The 15,712-nt window shown below is 27.5% G+C and carries 15 protein-coding genes; all 15 read left to right on the forward strand.

All coding sequences use genetic code 4. From position 1 onward, the window contains the following. Positions 1 to 102 precede the first annotated feature (102 nt). The 15 genes from rbfA (at position 103) to Q8852_RS02165 (ending at position 15,681) form a co-directional block, all read left to right on the forward strand. On the forward strand, positions 103 to 441 hold the full coding sequence (gene rbfA, locus Q8852_RS02095; protein WP_305938338.1) for a 30S ribosome-binding factor RbfA: 339 nt from the start codon (positions 103 to 105) through the stop codon (positions 439 to 441). Between the two features lie 40 nt (positions 442 to 481). Continuing rightward, complete coding sequence (locus tag Q8852_RS02100) at positions 482 to 2,008, forward strand: GA module-containing protein (RefSeq protein ID WP_305938339.1); 1,527 nt, start codon at positions 482 to 484, stop codon at positions 2,006 to 2,008. A 222-nt stretch (positions 2,009 to 2,230) separates the two neighbouring features. Next, positions 2,231 to 2,635 carry a 30S ribosomal protein S6 gene (gene rpsF / locus Q8852_RS02105; RefSeq protein WP_305938340.1) on the forward strand — a complete coding sequence of 135 codons (405 nt, stop codon included), beginning with the start codon at positions 2,231 to 2,233 and terminating at the stop codon, positions 2,633 to 2,635. 23 nt (positions 2,636 to 2,658) lie between these two features. Continuing rightward, entirely contained in the window at positions 2,659 to 3,231 is a 573-nt protein-coding gene (locus Q8852_RS02110; RefSeq protein WP_305938341.1) for a single-stranded DNA-binding protein, read from the forward strand. 13 nt (positions 3,232 to 3,244) lie between these two features. Further along, a complete protein-coding gene (gene rpsR / locus Q8852_RS02115; RefSeq protein WP_305938342.1) occupies positions 3,245 to 3,508 on the forward strand; it encodes a 30S ribosomal protein S18 in 264 nt (87 codons plus the stop codon). A gap of 219 nt (positions 3,509 to 3,727) precedes the next feature. After that, positions 3,728 to 5,554, forward strand: coding sequence for an ABC transporter permease (locus Q8852_RS02120; protein WP_305938343.1), 1,827 nt, complete (start codon positions 3,728 to 3,730; stop codon positions 5,552 to 5,554). Next, entirely contained in the window at positions 5,551 to 6,258 is a 708-nt protein-coding gene (locus Q8852_RS02125) for an ABC transporter ATP-binding protein (protein ID WP_305938399.1), read from the forward strand. The genes Q8852_RS02120 and Q8852_RS02125 overlap by 4 nt, the downstream gene beginning before the upstream one ends. Further along, complete coding sequence (locus Q8852_RS02130; protein WP_305938344.1) at positions 6,236 to 7,222, forward strand: aromatic motif membrane protein; 987 nt, start codon at positions 6,236 to 6,238, stop codon at positions 7,220 to 7,222. The genes Q8852_RS02125 and Q8852_RS02130 overlap by 23 nt, the downstream gene beginning before the upstream one ends. After that, complete coding sequence (locus tag Q8852_RS02135) at positions 7,212 to 8,225, forward strand: aromatic motif membrane protein (RefSeq protein WP_305938345.1); 1,014 nt, start codon at positions 7,212 to 7,214, stop codon at positions 8,223 to 8,225. The genes Q8852_RS02130 and Q8852_RS02135 overlap by 11 nt, the downstream gene beginning before the upstream one ends. Continuing rightward, a complete protein-coding gene (locus tag Q8852_RS02140; RefSeq protein ID WP_305938346.1) occupies positions 8,218 to 9,114 on the forward strand; it encodes an aromatic motif membrane protein in 897 nt (298 codons plus the stop codon). Before Q8852_RS02135 ends, Q8852_RS02140 begins: the two co-directional genes overlap by 8 nt. After that, the gene (locus tag Q8852_RS02145; protein ID WP_305938347.1) at positions 9,114 to 9,968 is read left to right on the forward strand and encodes a hypothetical protein; all 855 of its coding nucleotides are present in this window, start codon (positions 9,114 to 9,116) and stop codon (positions 9,966 to 9,968) included. Before Q8852_RS02140 ends, Q8852_RS02145 begins: the two co-directional genes overlap by 1 nt. 270 nt (positions 9,969 to 10,238) lie before the next feature. Further along, complete coding sequence (locus Q8852_RS02150; protein ID WP_305938348.1) at positions 10,239 to 11,624, forward strand: ABC transporter ATP-binding protein; 1,386 nt, start codon at positions 10,239 to 10,241, stop codon at positions 11,622 to 11,624. Then, positions 11,608 to 12,447: an ABC transporter permease gene (locus tag Q8852_RS02155; RefSeq protein WP_305938349.1), complete on the forward strand. Its 840-nt coding sequence runs from the start codon at positions 11,608 to 11,610 to the stop codon at positions 12,445 to 12,447. Before Q8852_RS02150 ends, Q8852_RS02155 begins: the two co-directional genes overlap by 17 nt. Further along, the gene (locus tag Q8852_RS02160) at positions 12,440 to 13,228 is read left to right on the forward strand and encodes an ABC transporter permease (RefSeq protein WP_305938350.1); all 789 of its coding nucleotides are present in this window, start codon (positions 12,440 to 12,442) and stop codon (positions 13,226 to 13,228) included. Before Q8852_RS02155 ends, Q8852_RS02160 begins: the two co-directional genes overlap by 8 nt. Beyond that, complete coding sequence (locus Q8852_RS02165) at positions 13,228 to 15,681, forward strand: hypothetical protein (protein WP_305938351.1); 2,454 nt, start codon at positions 13,228 to 13,230, stop codon at positions 15,679 to 15,681. The genes Q8852_RS02160 and Q8852_RS02165 overlap by 1 nt, the downstream gene beginning before the upstream one ends. Positions 15,682 to 15,712: the final 31 nt, after the last annotated feature.

The following is a 15,712-nucleotide window of genomic DNA, read 5'->3' on the forward strand; positions in this document are numbered from 1 at the left end:
TCTAATAAGCCTTAAATAGAGTTGTGGTAGTACCACAATTCTTTTATTTTTTGCCTAAAAATAAAGAGATATATAAATTAAAAATTACTTTATAATTTAAATATGAATGAAATCAATTTAAAAAGAAAAGAGGCACAACTACATCAATTAATTGCTGATATTGTTTCGAAGGATATCACAAATGTAAATGTAATTGATCCTGTAGTTATGGACGTAGTACTATCCAATGACCTTTCTCACGTTAAAGTTTTTGTAACTTTACTTTCTAATGAAACAAAAGGAATCGAAGCATTAAACAATGCTTCAGGATATGTTAGAAAAGTATTATCAAAATCTTTAAACTGGAGAAAAGTGCCTAATGTTCATTTTTATTTAGACACGGTATCTAAAAATGGCCAAAAAATCGATGAGATACTAGCAAAAATAAAAAACGAACAATAATTTAATGTACACAAACTTAATTAAGTTGAAAGGACGAATAATGTCAAAAGTAGGAAAATTTTTATTAGTAGGTGTTGGTGGGCTTGCGATCGGAGCAGCTGCTGTAGCAATCCCAAGTGTTATTTTTAAAAACCAAAGAACATACTACGCTGAAGAAACAGAATTTAATAAAGACAAATCTAACTTAAAAGTTGCTGTTGCTGACAGTGTTGATAAAAACACAGTCTTAGCATCACAAGTTACTAAAGAACAAGTTATTTTTTCAGGATACAACAAAAAATTATTTGAAGTTTCTTTAGGAGAAGGTAAAAATACAGTTAGAAACACACCAATTGCTCAATTAAATGGTCTAGCTGTAAACCAAAGTACAGCTCCTGTTGCAACAGCAGGTGTTGAATTAGGACTTGAATCAGATGATACAAAAGGAACATTAACAGTAACATATATGTTTAAATCAAAAACATATTCAGATTTAACATATGTTCCAACTGAAAAAGTTGTTTTCACAGGATTTAAATTAAGCAAAGAATCTGCAACAAGAAATGCATTACTTGCAGCAGTTGCTAATACAGCTCAACCAATTGCTGAAGCATGAAACACAACAGCAGATGCAATGAAAGACGCTGAAAAAGCTAATAAAGTTAAAGCATACGGAAAAGTTGTTGCTGAAGAACTTCAAAAACACAACTATGCTGTTATTGCTGCAGTTGAATCAACATTACCAGCTGAAAACTTTGCTAAAGTAAGTGCAATTTACAACCAAGTTGCTGGAAAATTAAATGATGTTTTAGTTGATGCATTTAAATATGCAACAAGTGAACAAGCTAAAGAAAAAGCTGGATTAGCTGCAGTTAAAGACTTCTTATCTGTAGAAAAAATGACAGCAATTAAAAACGATATGGCTGATGTATTAGTTAACAATAAAGATAACATTGCTTCATTCGGAAACGCAATTTTTGCTTCATTAAAAGAAAATGAATCAACAAAATCAATTACAACACTTGATAACTTCATTGAAAAAATGACAGAATTCTTTAAAGAACAAATCCAAACAATTGCTGATCAAGTTAAAGCAAAAGAAATTTCAACCGCAAAAGGACACAATGCTATTGTTGATTCATTTAAATCAATCTTACCTGAATTAAGAAAAGCAGCCGTTGCTAAAGCACACGAATTACTTCCTGTTGAAACAGAATACAATGCTGTTAAAGAAGTTCTTAAATCACAATATGAAGCTTTAGAAACTCAAGCAAAAGCAAACGTTGAATTATTAATGAACAAGACAAAAGACTTAGCTACATTAATTGATGATTTAAAAGCACTTGATGTTCAAAGAGCTAAAGCAGCAGCTGAAAAAGCTGAAAAAGAAAAACAAGCTAAAATTGCTAAAGAATTAGCTGATAAAAAAGCTGAATTAGTTAAACAATTAGCTGAACTTAAAAACTTAACTTCAGCTCAAGTAAAACTTTATACAGATAAAATTAATTCTGCTAAAGATTTAGAAGAAGCTCAAAAAGCATTTAATGATGCTAAAGCTGTAAATCCTGAAATGAACAAAGACAAATAGTATTAAACTATTAAATGTGTAATTTAGTTTAACTAAATTATGCATTTTTTATTTGCTTGTTTTTAACCTAAAAAGAAAAATAATTTTAAAATGCTATAGCATAGTGCTAAAAATATTTAAGAAATAAACATATTAAATAATATGTTTTGTATAATTCTTTTGAGTATTTTAAGTACTCCTTGGCTAAAAAGCCCAGAAAAAGACCATAAGGAGAAAATAATCATGAACAAATACGAAATCATGACTATCGTAAGCCCTAAAGCTGATGTTAAAGTTTTAAACGACTTATTAACAGAAGTTTTTGGAAAAGGTGTTTCTAAAGTTGAAACATTAGACAGAAAAGAACTTGCTTACGAAATTAACAAATCAAAACAAGCTCAATACGTTCTTGCTTTAGTTGAAGCAGAAGGTAACGCAATTGCTGAATTTACACGTCGTTCAAACATCGTTAAAGATATTTGAAGAGTACTTGTAATTAACTTAGATACTGAAAAAGGTTACAACAAAAAAGCTGATGAAAAAGCTAAAGCACGTGGAAGAAAAAGAGTTGCTAAAGATGCTGACGGTGCTGTAAAAGTTTCAAAACCACGTCAACCTAGAGTTAAAAAAGAAAACACAGAAAAATAGTGCTTTCATAATGAAGGAGTAATATGTACAATAAAATTACATTAGTAGGTCGCATAACAAATTCACCAGAGCTTTCACATACATCAAATAATGTTGCATACTTAAGAACTACTATTGCTGTTAATCGACCAAATTACAGCAATAATAATGCAGATGTAACAGATTTTATACCTCTTGTAGCTTGAAGAGCTACTGCTGAATTTATCGCTAATAATCTCACTAAAGGTTCTCTTATTTTAGTTGAAGGTTCACTTCACTCTTCACAATATAATAGCAATCAAACTAATCAATTAGTTCGTTCACTTGATGTGACTGTAGATCGTGTTGTTGCTCTTGAATCTCGTGCAGTACGTGATGCAAGAAACAATGCAAATGCTAATTCATTTACACCTGCGCCTACACCTTCAAACAACGCTAATATCAACAGAAATAATCAAAGAGCTTATAGCAGAAACGAGAATTTAGATTATTCTGCATATAATCCAAATGCTCAAGCTAACACTCAAACTGTTGAAATACAACAACAAAATGCTAAATCACCAGAAGTTGAACAAGATATTTCAGAATTATTCAACTTTGGAGAAGATTTAGATTAATAAAGGAGACAAAATGGCTTACATTAAACGTAACAAAAAAGGTTTTGGAAGAAAAAAGACATGTGAATTTTGTGATAACCACATGGAATATGTTGACTACAAAAATGTTGAATTATTAAACAAATTTGTAACAGCAACAGGACAAATCAAAGCAAAAGCAACAACAGGAACATGTGCTAAACACCAAAGAAAAGTAGCTAACGCAATTAAAAGAGCTAGATTTATCGCTTTAATGCCTTACCACGTTGTTAGACCACGTGTTGCTAAAGGTAACTAATACTGGTTTAATACTCATTCCTTTGTACAAAGATACAAATAATTAAAACCAAATATATATTTGAAAGGGAGCAATTGCTCCTTTTTTGTATTTCTTTTTTAACTAAATGCAAGCATCAAAAAGCTAAAAATTTTTATAAAAAAATATATTACTATTTAGTAATTTAGTTTTATAATATTACTATACATTACCATACAGTAATATAAAGAAAGGACAAATATGAATCAAATTAAATCGTATGCTTTATTCTTGCATAAAATTATGTTAAAAAAGAAATCAACAATAATACTTCCATTATTTTGATTTGTAGTTTCTATTATTCTAGCTATTGTATTTGCTAGCTTAAAATTAGACAGTTACAAAATTAACTTTGCAATTTATGCAGTTGCGTTTATCGAACTTATTTTAACTATATTTTATGCATCATTAAAAGCACTTAATATATATAAAGATTTAGAAGAGGAAGGAGTTGAATTATTATCTTATTCAAAACCTATTTCTCGTAAACAAATATTTTCAGGTAAATTAATAATTTATCTAACATTAGGTTGTTATTGAGCTTTAATTATGCTACTATGCAACTTATTTATCGGTTTAGGACTACATACTAGTTATTTAGCAGCCTTTAGCTTATTATCATTTGTAGTTTTTATCCTAGCTTACATTTTCTTTGGAATGATAGCTTCTATTATTGGATATAAATTAAATGGAAAAGTTGCACTAGCTATTCCACTTGTAGCAGTAACTCCTTTAGTAATTGGAGGAAGTGTAATTGCTTCACAATCAACTGCAACAAGTAATAATATGGCTTACTATTTAAATGCAAAAAGAGAATTACAGCCTGCAGGAAATAATGCAAACATTGAAACATTTTATTTAAATAATGATAAAGATGCCTTTTACATCATGCCTAATGGTTTTGATGACTTAAATTTTTCAACTAAACAAAATGATTATATAAACAATTCATTTAATTATGCTGCAGCAGCGGCTAAAGGTTGACAAGCATATGCTTGAGGTGTATTACCATACCAAATGATTGATATCTTTAATTTTGAAAATGAAAATATCTTTAATGCGTTTTCAACTAACCATCAAAATAATTTAGAAAAATACTTATACTACAATGACTTAGACTCATATATGTATTCATATAAATTGAATAATACTAATGTATTACCAAAATACCGTGTAAATATCGGGGATAGTAAAAATCCTAATTATCAAGAAGTATATTTAGTACCAGGAGCTTTAAAAAACCAAACTCATTTTAATGATTTAATTAATACTAATATTATTTACGCTAGAAATGGTGCAGATAACTTTAAACTTTCATTCCCAGAAGATAGTTATACAAAAACAAATGGAAGTAGTTTAGTTGGTAAATTACAATGAAAATACTTAGCTGAATTGCTTTCTTCAAAAGTATTTAATGCATATGGTAAAGAATTTGTTAATAATCTTATTTCTTCACAAGAATATCAAAACAGCGACCATAATGATTTAGCCTTTAATAAGAAATTAATTTTAAATGCTATCCAAAATGAAATTAGCAATAAAGATTCAAAACTAAATAACTTAGATGATAACATCACAGTATTAAATGATGAATCAATTAAAAATAAATTAATAAACTCTCAAATTGAAAAACAAATTTATCTTACAACTGCTTTAATTTACTACATTTACTTTGCTCAAAATAATAATGTTTTAACTCAAGCTTTATTATTTAATAGTAAAGATACTAACGACCTAAATGACTTCACACCAAGTACATTTACATTCATTTTTGGTGGATATAGATACCAAATTGGTGGTTATGAATCATATTCAACTAAACACTCAGTATCAGATAATAAAGTGCTTATTCGTTATGATTTAAAAACTTCAAACAACTACTTATTCCAACCACTTGAACAAATGTATTCAGTAAGCAGAAATAAACAAGTAATTAATAAATATGGATTCATTGGAATATGAATTGCTTTAGGATTTGTTTTCATCTTAATTAACAATGTTTTATACATTAGAAAGGACTATAGATAATGAATATTTTACAAGTTAACAATCTATCTAAGATTTATAAAAGTAAAAATTCACAACGTGGAATTTTTGACTTAAACTTTTCAGTAGCTAGTGGTTCTTTCCATGCTTTTATTGGTGAAAACGGTGCTGGTAAAACTACTACAATTAAATCTATTATTGGTTCATATAATAATTATGAAGGTGAAATATTAATTAATGGTATTTCATCTAGAAAAACTCAAGCTAAAGAAAAATTAGGTTATGTTCCTGAAAATGCAATTTTCCCAAAAGAGCTTACTACTTGAGATTACTTATATTCACTTGCTAAATTAAGCGGAATGTCTTCATCTCAAGCTAAAGAAAAAATTAATACTTTACTTGAAAAATTTGAAATCCAAAATTTAGCTAAAGCTAAACCATATACATTTTCTTCAGGGCAAAAGAAAAAAGTATTATTAATTCAAGCTTTACTTAATGATCCAGATTTAATTATTTTAGATGAACCAGCAGCAAATTTAGATCCAACTGCAAGATATCAATTATTTAATTTACTAAATCAACTACACCAAGAGGGTAAAAGTATTTTTATCTCTTCTCACGTGTTAAGTGAAATTGATAAATATGTAGATTCTTATACATTAATTCATGATGGAGTTATTGTAGCTTCAGGTAAGAAAACTAAATCATTAGAAGAAATTTTTTATGAAAAAGTGATTAAGAAATAGTTTAATTTTTACCTCTACAATAACACCACTTGCAAGTTTTGCTCTTGTTTCTTGCTCACAAACATTTAAAGATGAAATTAAATTAAAACCTAAAAAAGAAGTTTCACAAAATGAAGAATTTTTAAATGAAATGGTTGCTAAGATATTTACTAATAATAAGGCTAAAAACTTGTATATTGAACATCAAAATGCAATAGAAGCAGATATTTATACAGAATTAAAAGCTTCATTAATTTATGCTCCAGTAGCTAATATTAAAGTGCTTAAAAATTCAGATGCAGAAAAATTAAATCAAGTTACTAATTCGATTTTTGCAATTGAAAGTATGCTAAAAGATAATTGATATTGATATTTAAATCATTTAAGCCAAGACCTTTTTATCCTTAATCCTTTTGATGCTAAATACAAGGATATAACTTCATTTGAAGATACTGAAGCTAACCCTAAAAACACTCAAGCATTATTTGATTATGCAAATAAAAAATATGGTTCATATGGTTTTAAAGTGCCTAGTGATGTTAAATTTGTTAAAGCTTTAAGTTTTGAATTGCAAAATAAACCGCAAGACATTTATCAAGTTAAAGCAATTAATTACATTATTTTAACCAATAATACTTTTATTCCTTATTTTATTTATCAAACTGATAAAAAATTCAAAATTCAAATCATTCCAGATTTATTTGTGTTGCAAAGCGAGCAAAATATTGAAGAACAAATTAAACTATTTAATCAAGCATTTTTAGCAGCTTATGATGAAAAAATAGCTCGTGATGCTGAATACAACAAAAACTTAGAAGAAGAAAATCCCCAAACCAAAGCTTATTTAGATAACAATGATCAAAACTTATTCAAAATGTATAATGTAGCAAATTATTCAACTTTATTCTTTAAAGCACTTTTAAAAGTAAATGATCAAAAATTAAACTTACTGAGATATTCATGAGGAGGTATTGATGAAAACTAGATTTAAATTTCTATTTGCACTAGGTTCTCTAGGTTTTGTGCTACCAGCAGTTTCGTGTGCAGATTATTCAAAACAATACCAATTAACTCAATATATTGACCATGAAAAAGATATTGTTGAAAGCGTAGTTTCAAAAGAAGAAAAAACACATAAAAATATTATGTCAACTTTATTATCTTTAGTTTATAAAAACACCACTAAAGCTCAAAATGCTAAAGATTTATATTTACATCAACAAAATAATATATCTAAAGAATTTTGAGATAAATTAAACTTAATTCAAAAGCAATATCAAGAAAAATATAGTTCAATTGATACTAGTGATTTAAAAAATCAAATTGAAAGAAAAAAAGAGTTTTTAGTCTTTTACAGAGGTGATGAAGAAAAATATAACCAAACCTTAAAAGAAATTGAAGATTTAGAAAATCAAATAGCAGAAGCTGAAAAGAAAAAACCTTCTCAACCACCTGCTGAATATTTATCTGAATTTAAAAACTTTATTTCTGAAAATTGATACTTTATTTTAAATAACTTAGATAAGTTTGATTGAAAATTTATTTCTTGAGCTTTTAACCCTTATAGCCCTACTAGCAAGGCGCAAATAGTATCTGATGAATTTATCCAAAAAGCACAAAATACCATGCCTTATCCAACACTTAATTTTAAAGATAGCTTTTTGACTGATATCAAAAAAGGTGATGAATCAGCCGAAATTGGTGATAATGAAGTTTATTACCTTAAAAAAGACAAATTAGTTTTCAGAATCATGATTCATGATATTTCACATGATATTTCAAGTGTTTCCCTTAGTTTTGTTGGATTATATTTTGGTGGTTCAAAAGCTAAAGATATTTCGCTTAATTTAGTTTCCCAAACAATACATACTGGTTTTATTCACCAATATGAAAGTGGAATAAAACAATACGAACAAGATATGGTAGTTAAACAACAATATGGGTATCCAGCATTTGTTTTCCCATTTGCAAAGGAGCATCATGAATAAGATGTTAAAAAAACTTTTTATCCCTATATCAATGCTTGTTTCAACTGCAGCTTTACTTCCATTAAGTGCAGTAAGTAACAAAACTCAGGATAAAAATGATGAAATTTCTGATCAAGACTTAAGATGAAATAACTTTATTCATCAAGCTAGTATAAATGCTATTTTAGATGAAGTTTATGCAAATGATATTAAGGCTAAAGAAGCTTACATACAGTCACAAAAAGAATTATTAAATACTGATTACAATATGAAAGTTAAATCAGCTTTAAGATTTGCAAACGTTATTTCTAGAGCCTCATCAGCTTCTGCAGGAGATTTCTGATGAGAAGGTTCGACATTTCCATATCCAGTTCAGCAAGCAGATAAAATTATTGATGAAGCTAGAAAAAAGAATTGATTATGATATCTATTTAATCTAAATAATTTTACTTACATGCAAAATAATGTTTTCACTAGAGAAAACAACCAAAGCCAAGCTGATTTTGCTCAACAAGATGCAACCAATAAATTGCTTTACAGCTTATTTATAAGCCCTAAATCAAATGTGTTTACTCAATATGTAAAGCAAGAACAACAAGACTCTGATGACGTATTTTATTACTTACTAAATCAAGATGGTTTTGTTTTAAAAGTTAATGTAACAGCTGAAATTAATTATGAAACTAATGAAGTTTTAGCTAAACATGTAGAAATTTATTCATATTTAAAAACTTTCCCAAAACTACTTGCAGATGAGAATAAAGATCTTATTTTCAATTTAAATAAATATGTTCGTTTATATGGAGAATATAATATTGATACATCTGCAGAAACAAAAACGGATGAAGTTTTATATAAAGATTATTATGGAGGGCTATTGCTACAATATTCAGCAGTAGATATTAAATAATGAAAAAATATTTAAAATTATTTTTAGCTATGCCTATTGTACTTACACCACTAGCAGCAAGTGTTGCTTGTTTCAATAGTGATAGCAAAAGCTTAAAGTACAAAACACCAGTTTTTCTTGAAAAATTTCAAAATATTTTAAAAGAAAACAACCTAACTTTATCAGAAGAGCAAATAAATAATGCTAAAAACTTTAATTATGAAGCTTTTGAAAAATTAAATAATCAATTAAGTCAAAATGCAAATAGAGTTTTCCAACTACAAAAAGAGCTTAATGAACATTATTCAAAAGAAAAAGAAGACCAAATCCAAGAGTTAATTAATCAAAATACTAAATTATTAAGCCAAAATATTCTTTCTTATTTTGAATATATGTATTATTTCAAAACTAAGTTTTATGATTATGCATTATTAACTAAACATGATTCAATTGTTAAACATTCTCCTAGATACTTACATTGAGCAGCTAATGTTCAAAATGAATTCTCCTCTTCAAATGAAGCGCTTCACCAACATTTCAAATATGTAAGAAGTGATGTTAAACCTGATATCTTATTTAAAGATCTAAGCGCATCTAAATTAATAAATTCTCCTAAAAAACAAGGATATAAAGTTTTATATCTTTCTCTTAATAATTCTATTTTTAAAATTTACATTTCAAATAAAAACGAAATTCTACTTGATAGCGAAATGTTTTACTTTTGTCAAGCAACAGCCAAAATTAATCCAGATGAAGCTCTTGAAAGAATGGAAAAAGATCCTTACAAATTAACTTCAGAAGATATCAATAAATTTGAAGAAAAATTCGCTGCATTACCTGATATTAAATACCCTCAAAAAAATTTAATCTATTAATAAACTTTTAATCCTAAAATACAGTAATATTTGCTTAAAAAGTTAAAACAAATTTTTACTGTATTTTTTAATTCTTTTAGTAAAATATATCTTATGAAAAACAAGGCAATGTTGATTCAAATTCTAGAGATTAGAAATATCTTTAGAGTTTTTAATGATATTGAATATTCTTCAATGCAATATTTAGTTGAAGAATACTCTGAAAACTTATACGATACCGTCTCCCTGTAGTTTAAAAATGATTTTTTTAAACAATTGAAAGGAGATTATATGGCTAAGAAAAAAATCAATAAAAATGAACAACCAGTTATTGAATTGATTGATGTTGTTAAAGAATTCCAAGATAAAACCGTTTTACACAGCATTAATTTACAAATCAAACGTGGTGAATTTGTTACTTTACTAGGTCCTTCTGGATCAGGAAAAACCACAATTTTACGTTTATTAGGTGGGTTCGAGTGAGCTACTCGTGGTGAAATTAAATTTGATGGATACGACATCAAAGATTTAGAGCCTTACAAAAGAAATGTTTCAACCATTTTCCAAGATTATGCTTTATTCCCTCATTTAAATGTTGAAGGTAATATTGCTTATGGATTAAAACTTAAAAGAGTACCTCGTGAAGTTGTTAATGATAAATACAATGTTTTATATCAAAAGAAATTAGAGCAATGAAAACAAAAATCAGAAGCTAAAATGAAACAACTTGACCAAATTCAACAACAATATGAAGCTGAATTACAAACTACTAAACCAGGTACATATCAATACCGTAAACGTCAAAAATGACTTGATGATTCAGACTTTAAATACTCATACTGAGAAAACTATGTAAACCAAAAAGCTGAAGCTTTTGAAAACCGTTACTTCAAAAGAAGAATGACTAAGCAAGAAATGAACGATAAAATCAACCAAATGATTGAGCTTGTAGGTCTTAGTGGAAACGCAACTAAACCTATTACAGCTCTTTCTGGTGGGATGAAACAACGTGTAGCACTTGCTAGATCACTAGTTATTGAACCTGAAATTTTACTACTTGATGAACCACTTTCAGCTCTAGATGCAAAAATTAGACAAAGAATGCAAGTATTACTTAGAAGTGTGCAACAAGAATTAGGACTTACATTTATTTTTGTTACTCACGACCAAAATGAAGCACTTGAGCTTTCAGATAGAATTGCGATCATGAGAGATGGAAGAATTGAACAATATGACACACCAAAAAACATTTATGACTACCCTGTAAATATTTGAGTAGCTAAATTCATTGGTGATTCAAATATTTTCAATGCTAAATTTAATCCTAAAAATGGAAAAATTAAATTATTAGGTAAAGAATTTAAAACCATTCATGAAGTTGATGAATTTGAACCAGGTGAAGTGCTTGATGCTTTAATTAGACCAGAGGATATTGATATTAATGCAAATCCTTCAACAACTAGAAATAAAATCGCAGGTAAAATTGTTGATATTTCATATCGTGGATCATATTACTATTTAAAAGTTGAAATCGCAGATGAAGAATACATTTATGTAGAAACAGCTAAGAAGTTTGATTTAGATGAAAAAGTTTATATGAGTTGAACCATTGATTCAATTCACTTAATGAAAAAAGATCCTAAGTGAGATTATTCAAATCATGATTTCCAAAATTAAAGATAAATTATTTTTAAATAAAAAACTTTATTTAGCACTACCATACATACTTGTAGCTATTTTATTAATTATTCTTCCGGTAATTATGATTATTGTTTCAGCATTTTCTGTTACAGGAGAAAGCTTTAATTCTTGAGAATTAGTAACTAGCAAAAATACTTGAAAAATAATGGGACGTAGTTTGTGAATCGGACTTGTTTCAGCTATCTTTTGCTTGCTAATTGGATTCCCTTATGCTTATTTTGTTTCAACTTCTAAATCTAAAGTATTTAGAATTTATGCTTTAAGCTTAATTCTTTCTCCAATGGCTATTTTTACAATTGCGAGAGTTTATTCAATTAAAGCCTTATTTTTAGCAATATTTGCTTCAGATCCTAAAAGCTTAAATAATGAAATGTTTATAGTATTTGGGCTTACATATCTTAATTTACCTTTAATGATTATGCCTTTATACACTGTGTTTAAAGATATGCCTAAAAACATTGTTGAAGCAAGTAATGACCTTGGATATAACAATGTTCAAACTATTTTTAAAGTAATTATTCCTTATGGAACAAAAGCGATTTTAAGTGGACTTGCAATGATCTTTTTAGCATCTGCTACAACATTTATTATTTCAGCTAAATTACTTCCAGATGGTTCACAACACCAATTAATCGGAGATATTATTAACTCTAAAATTAATCCTGGAAATAAATTTGATCTTTCTGCTGGTTCTTCACTTGTTATAGTAGTTTCACTAGTATTCATTTCAATTTATGCCTTAATGTTATTTATACCTAAATTAATTTTCAAACTTAAGAAAGGAGCACATTATGAGTAAAGTGTCTTCATTCTTAAGAAAATCATATATTTACATAATTTTATCTATTGTTTACATTCCGCTCTTTTTCGGTGCTATCTTTACATTTAATAAAGCCACACCTAAAGGACAATTTAATACTACATGAACTCAAGGAACTATTGAAAACTGATTGCATTTATTTGATAATGATAGATTGTCAGCTTTAGTAAACTCAATTTTACTAGCCTTAATAGTTTCTTTCTTAGTATGTACTATTTCACTAGTTACTGTTTATGCTTTATATCGTCAAAAAAATAAAGTAGTTAAAGGATTTGTAACAGGAAGTTCAAACATCCCTCTTATTAACCCAGATAACATTACAGCTATTGGTCTTGTGCTTGTTTTTGGAGCTTTCTTTGGAGTTGTACAAACTGATAAAGAAGGATTTGCAAGAGTTATAGTTGCACATACTATTATGGCGATACCGTATGGAATTTCTCTAATGCTTCCAAGAAGTGAAAAATTCAATAATAACTTATTTGAAGCAAGTATGGATTTAGGTTACTCAAAAATAAAATCATGATTTAAAACTTATTTCGTTTACATGATTCCTTCAATCATTATGGTTGTGGTAGTTTCTTCAGTATTAAGTTTTGATGACTTTATTATTACTAGAACTGTATCAAATACACCTACACTAGGAACTAAATTATATGAAGGTTCATTTGAACCTTGAGGCCTTGTTTTAGGTACTATTATTCTTTTCATAACAATAATTGCTAACGTAATTTATACTCTTGTTAAGAAGAATAAGAAATAATGAAAAAAGTTTATAGAAATTTATTAATTAGTTCCGCTATTGTAACTACAGGTGCTGTAGTTACAGGTAGTGTAGTTTATAAAACCACACATCAATACAAACCGGCTTTCTTTAACTTTAAATCTTATATGTCACAAGATAACTTAAAGAAAGTTAGTCAAGTATTTACTTATAAACAATTTAGTGAAATTAGTGAATTTAACAATGCTTTAATTAATAATAAAGCTGCAGCAGGTGTCTCAACAGACTTTTTAGCCGCTCAGCTAGTTAAAAAAGGATTAATTCAAAAAATTGATTATTCAATTTTATTCAATGATCCTAGCTTAAAAAATAATTTTGAAAAAACTCAAAATGTTGTTCGTTTATTTCTCAGAGAACCTATTTGAAATCATCTTGCAAGTTACGATTCATATTTAGGCAATGATGAAAATAATAAACCAAAACACTTATGAGAATACTTTTTCCCATACTATTCTCAAGATACTACAATAGCTTATAATGTAGTTAAAAACCCTATTAAACAACAAAATAGAGAAGATCCAGAAGATTTAACTTCTGCTATTTCAAATCAATGAATTAGACAACAAGATTTTGGAAATAATGAAGCTAATAATTCATTTATTAATGTTTTAAAAACTTTAAAAGATAATAATTTTAATTCTTGAGTTATCACTGATGCTATGAGAGATAACTTACTTTATGGTTCATCATATTGATTACTTCCAGATGGTCAAAGAACTTCAGCTCGTTTTACTGGAGATGTTCAAACTAACACTTATAAAACATTAGTTGATTCATTTAAACAATTAATCAAAGATGGAACTGGATATGATGTTAAAAATAACCGTCATATTATGTTTGAAGGGGATGGATTAGAACTTTTAAACCTACTAATTAACCCTAAACGTCATGATATCAATGCAGCTATTATGTATAATGGTGATGCAATTGATGCTTATTATGGTTCAGATAACTTCCCTGAAAGCGAAGCTGAAATTAAAGAAGGAATTTCTAGAGATGGGAATATTAGAGTTATTAAACCAAAACAAAATTTACTTTTAGTTGATGGTATTGTGCTTTCAGCCAATAATTCTCAATCTAATAACCAAGAATACTTAAATGTACTTGCAAACAGTGTTTATAGTAATTTAAGAACTTACACTGGTACTCAAAATTCTAAAGAAAATGTACTTTATCCAAGAGGATGATTTGAGACAAATATTACTGATTCACAAACATTAGATTTAAATAATAATTTTGACAAAATAAAAACCTATTTTACTGAAAATACTATTGCTAAAGTTTGAAGTAGTATTCAACAAAAAGGTGAATTTGCAAAATTATATGATTCAGAAAGCTTAAATATACCTGTAAAAGAACAAAATAATTTAATTACTAAATATAGTGATTTAATTAATTTAAGCCTTATTTCTAATAGACAATGATTAAAACAATATCAAGATGATCAAAGTAAAAGTGATGATGTTGTAGAAAATTATGGTGCAAAAATTAATCCAGCTCCATATATGCTAAAAGAATACTTCTTAGAACAAAAATCTGCTTTATTAGACTTGATTTCTAATAATATCGATAATCTTGAAGAAGAAATTGCAAAATTTGATTCCAGTCAATTTGAAGATAAAATTCTTACTTCAATTGTTTTAAATAATTTAAATGAAGCTAAAGAATCCTTAGTTGATAATGATAATAAGCAAGAAGCTTTAGCCTTATATTTAGGTAGAAAAATTGCATTTATAAATATTTCAAATTTATCTGAATATGAAAATATTGATGGTTGAGGTAACTTAACTAACTTTGATTATATTAATTATGATCCGACCCAAGAAATTGATTATCAAATCGTATTAAGAAATTATTTTGCTGATGTTATCGAAGGTCAAGATAAAAATGCAATTGATATTTATAAAATCGAAGAAGTAACCAAGCCTCAAGATCAGTTAAAATTATTTGTAAAAGAACTTGATATTTTATTAAGTAAAACAGATAACAATGAAACCCCTTCAGTAGAAGAGGATAATACAATTATAGATTTAAAACAACATGAAGAAACCTTGCAGAAAGCTTTAAACGATCTTAAAGATAAAATGGAAAATGCAAATAATACTAATGTTTCAAGTAAACAATTACTTGAAGCTATTAAACATGTTGAAAATAGTTTAAATCAAATTAAAGCTTCAATTAAAAACCTTAAAGCCAAAGGAAATAAATGAGAAGCTATCGAATTAAGAAATAATATTTTAAAAGCTATTCAAACTAATAACACAGTTGAAATTAATAAATATCTTGAATCAATTATTGATGAAAAAAGCAACCCTTATATAGTTGATGCTTGAAAAAATAATGGAATCATTATTCATAAAGCATTGCAACCTATAAATGAGCAAATTTCATCTGAAGCTTCACAATATTACTTCTTACAAACCAAAAGCTAGTTCAGGGCAATATACTAGGACAACAAAAGTT

The sequence above is a fragment of the Mycoplasma seminis genome, assembly GCF_030718845.1.
GTDB lineage: Bacteria > Bacillota_I > Bacilli_A > Mycoplasmatales > Metamycoplasmataceae > Mycoplasmopsis > Mycoplasmopsis seminis.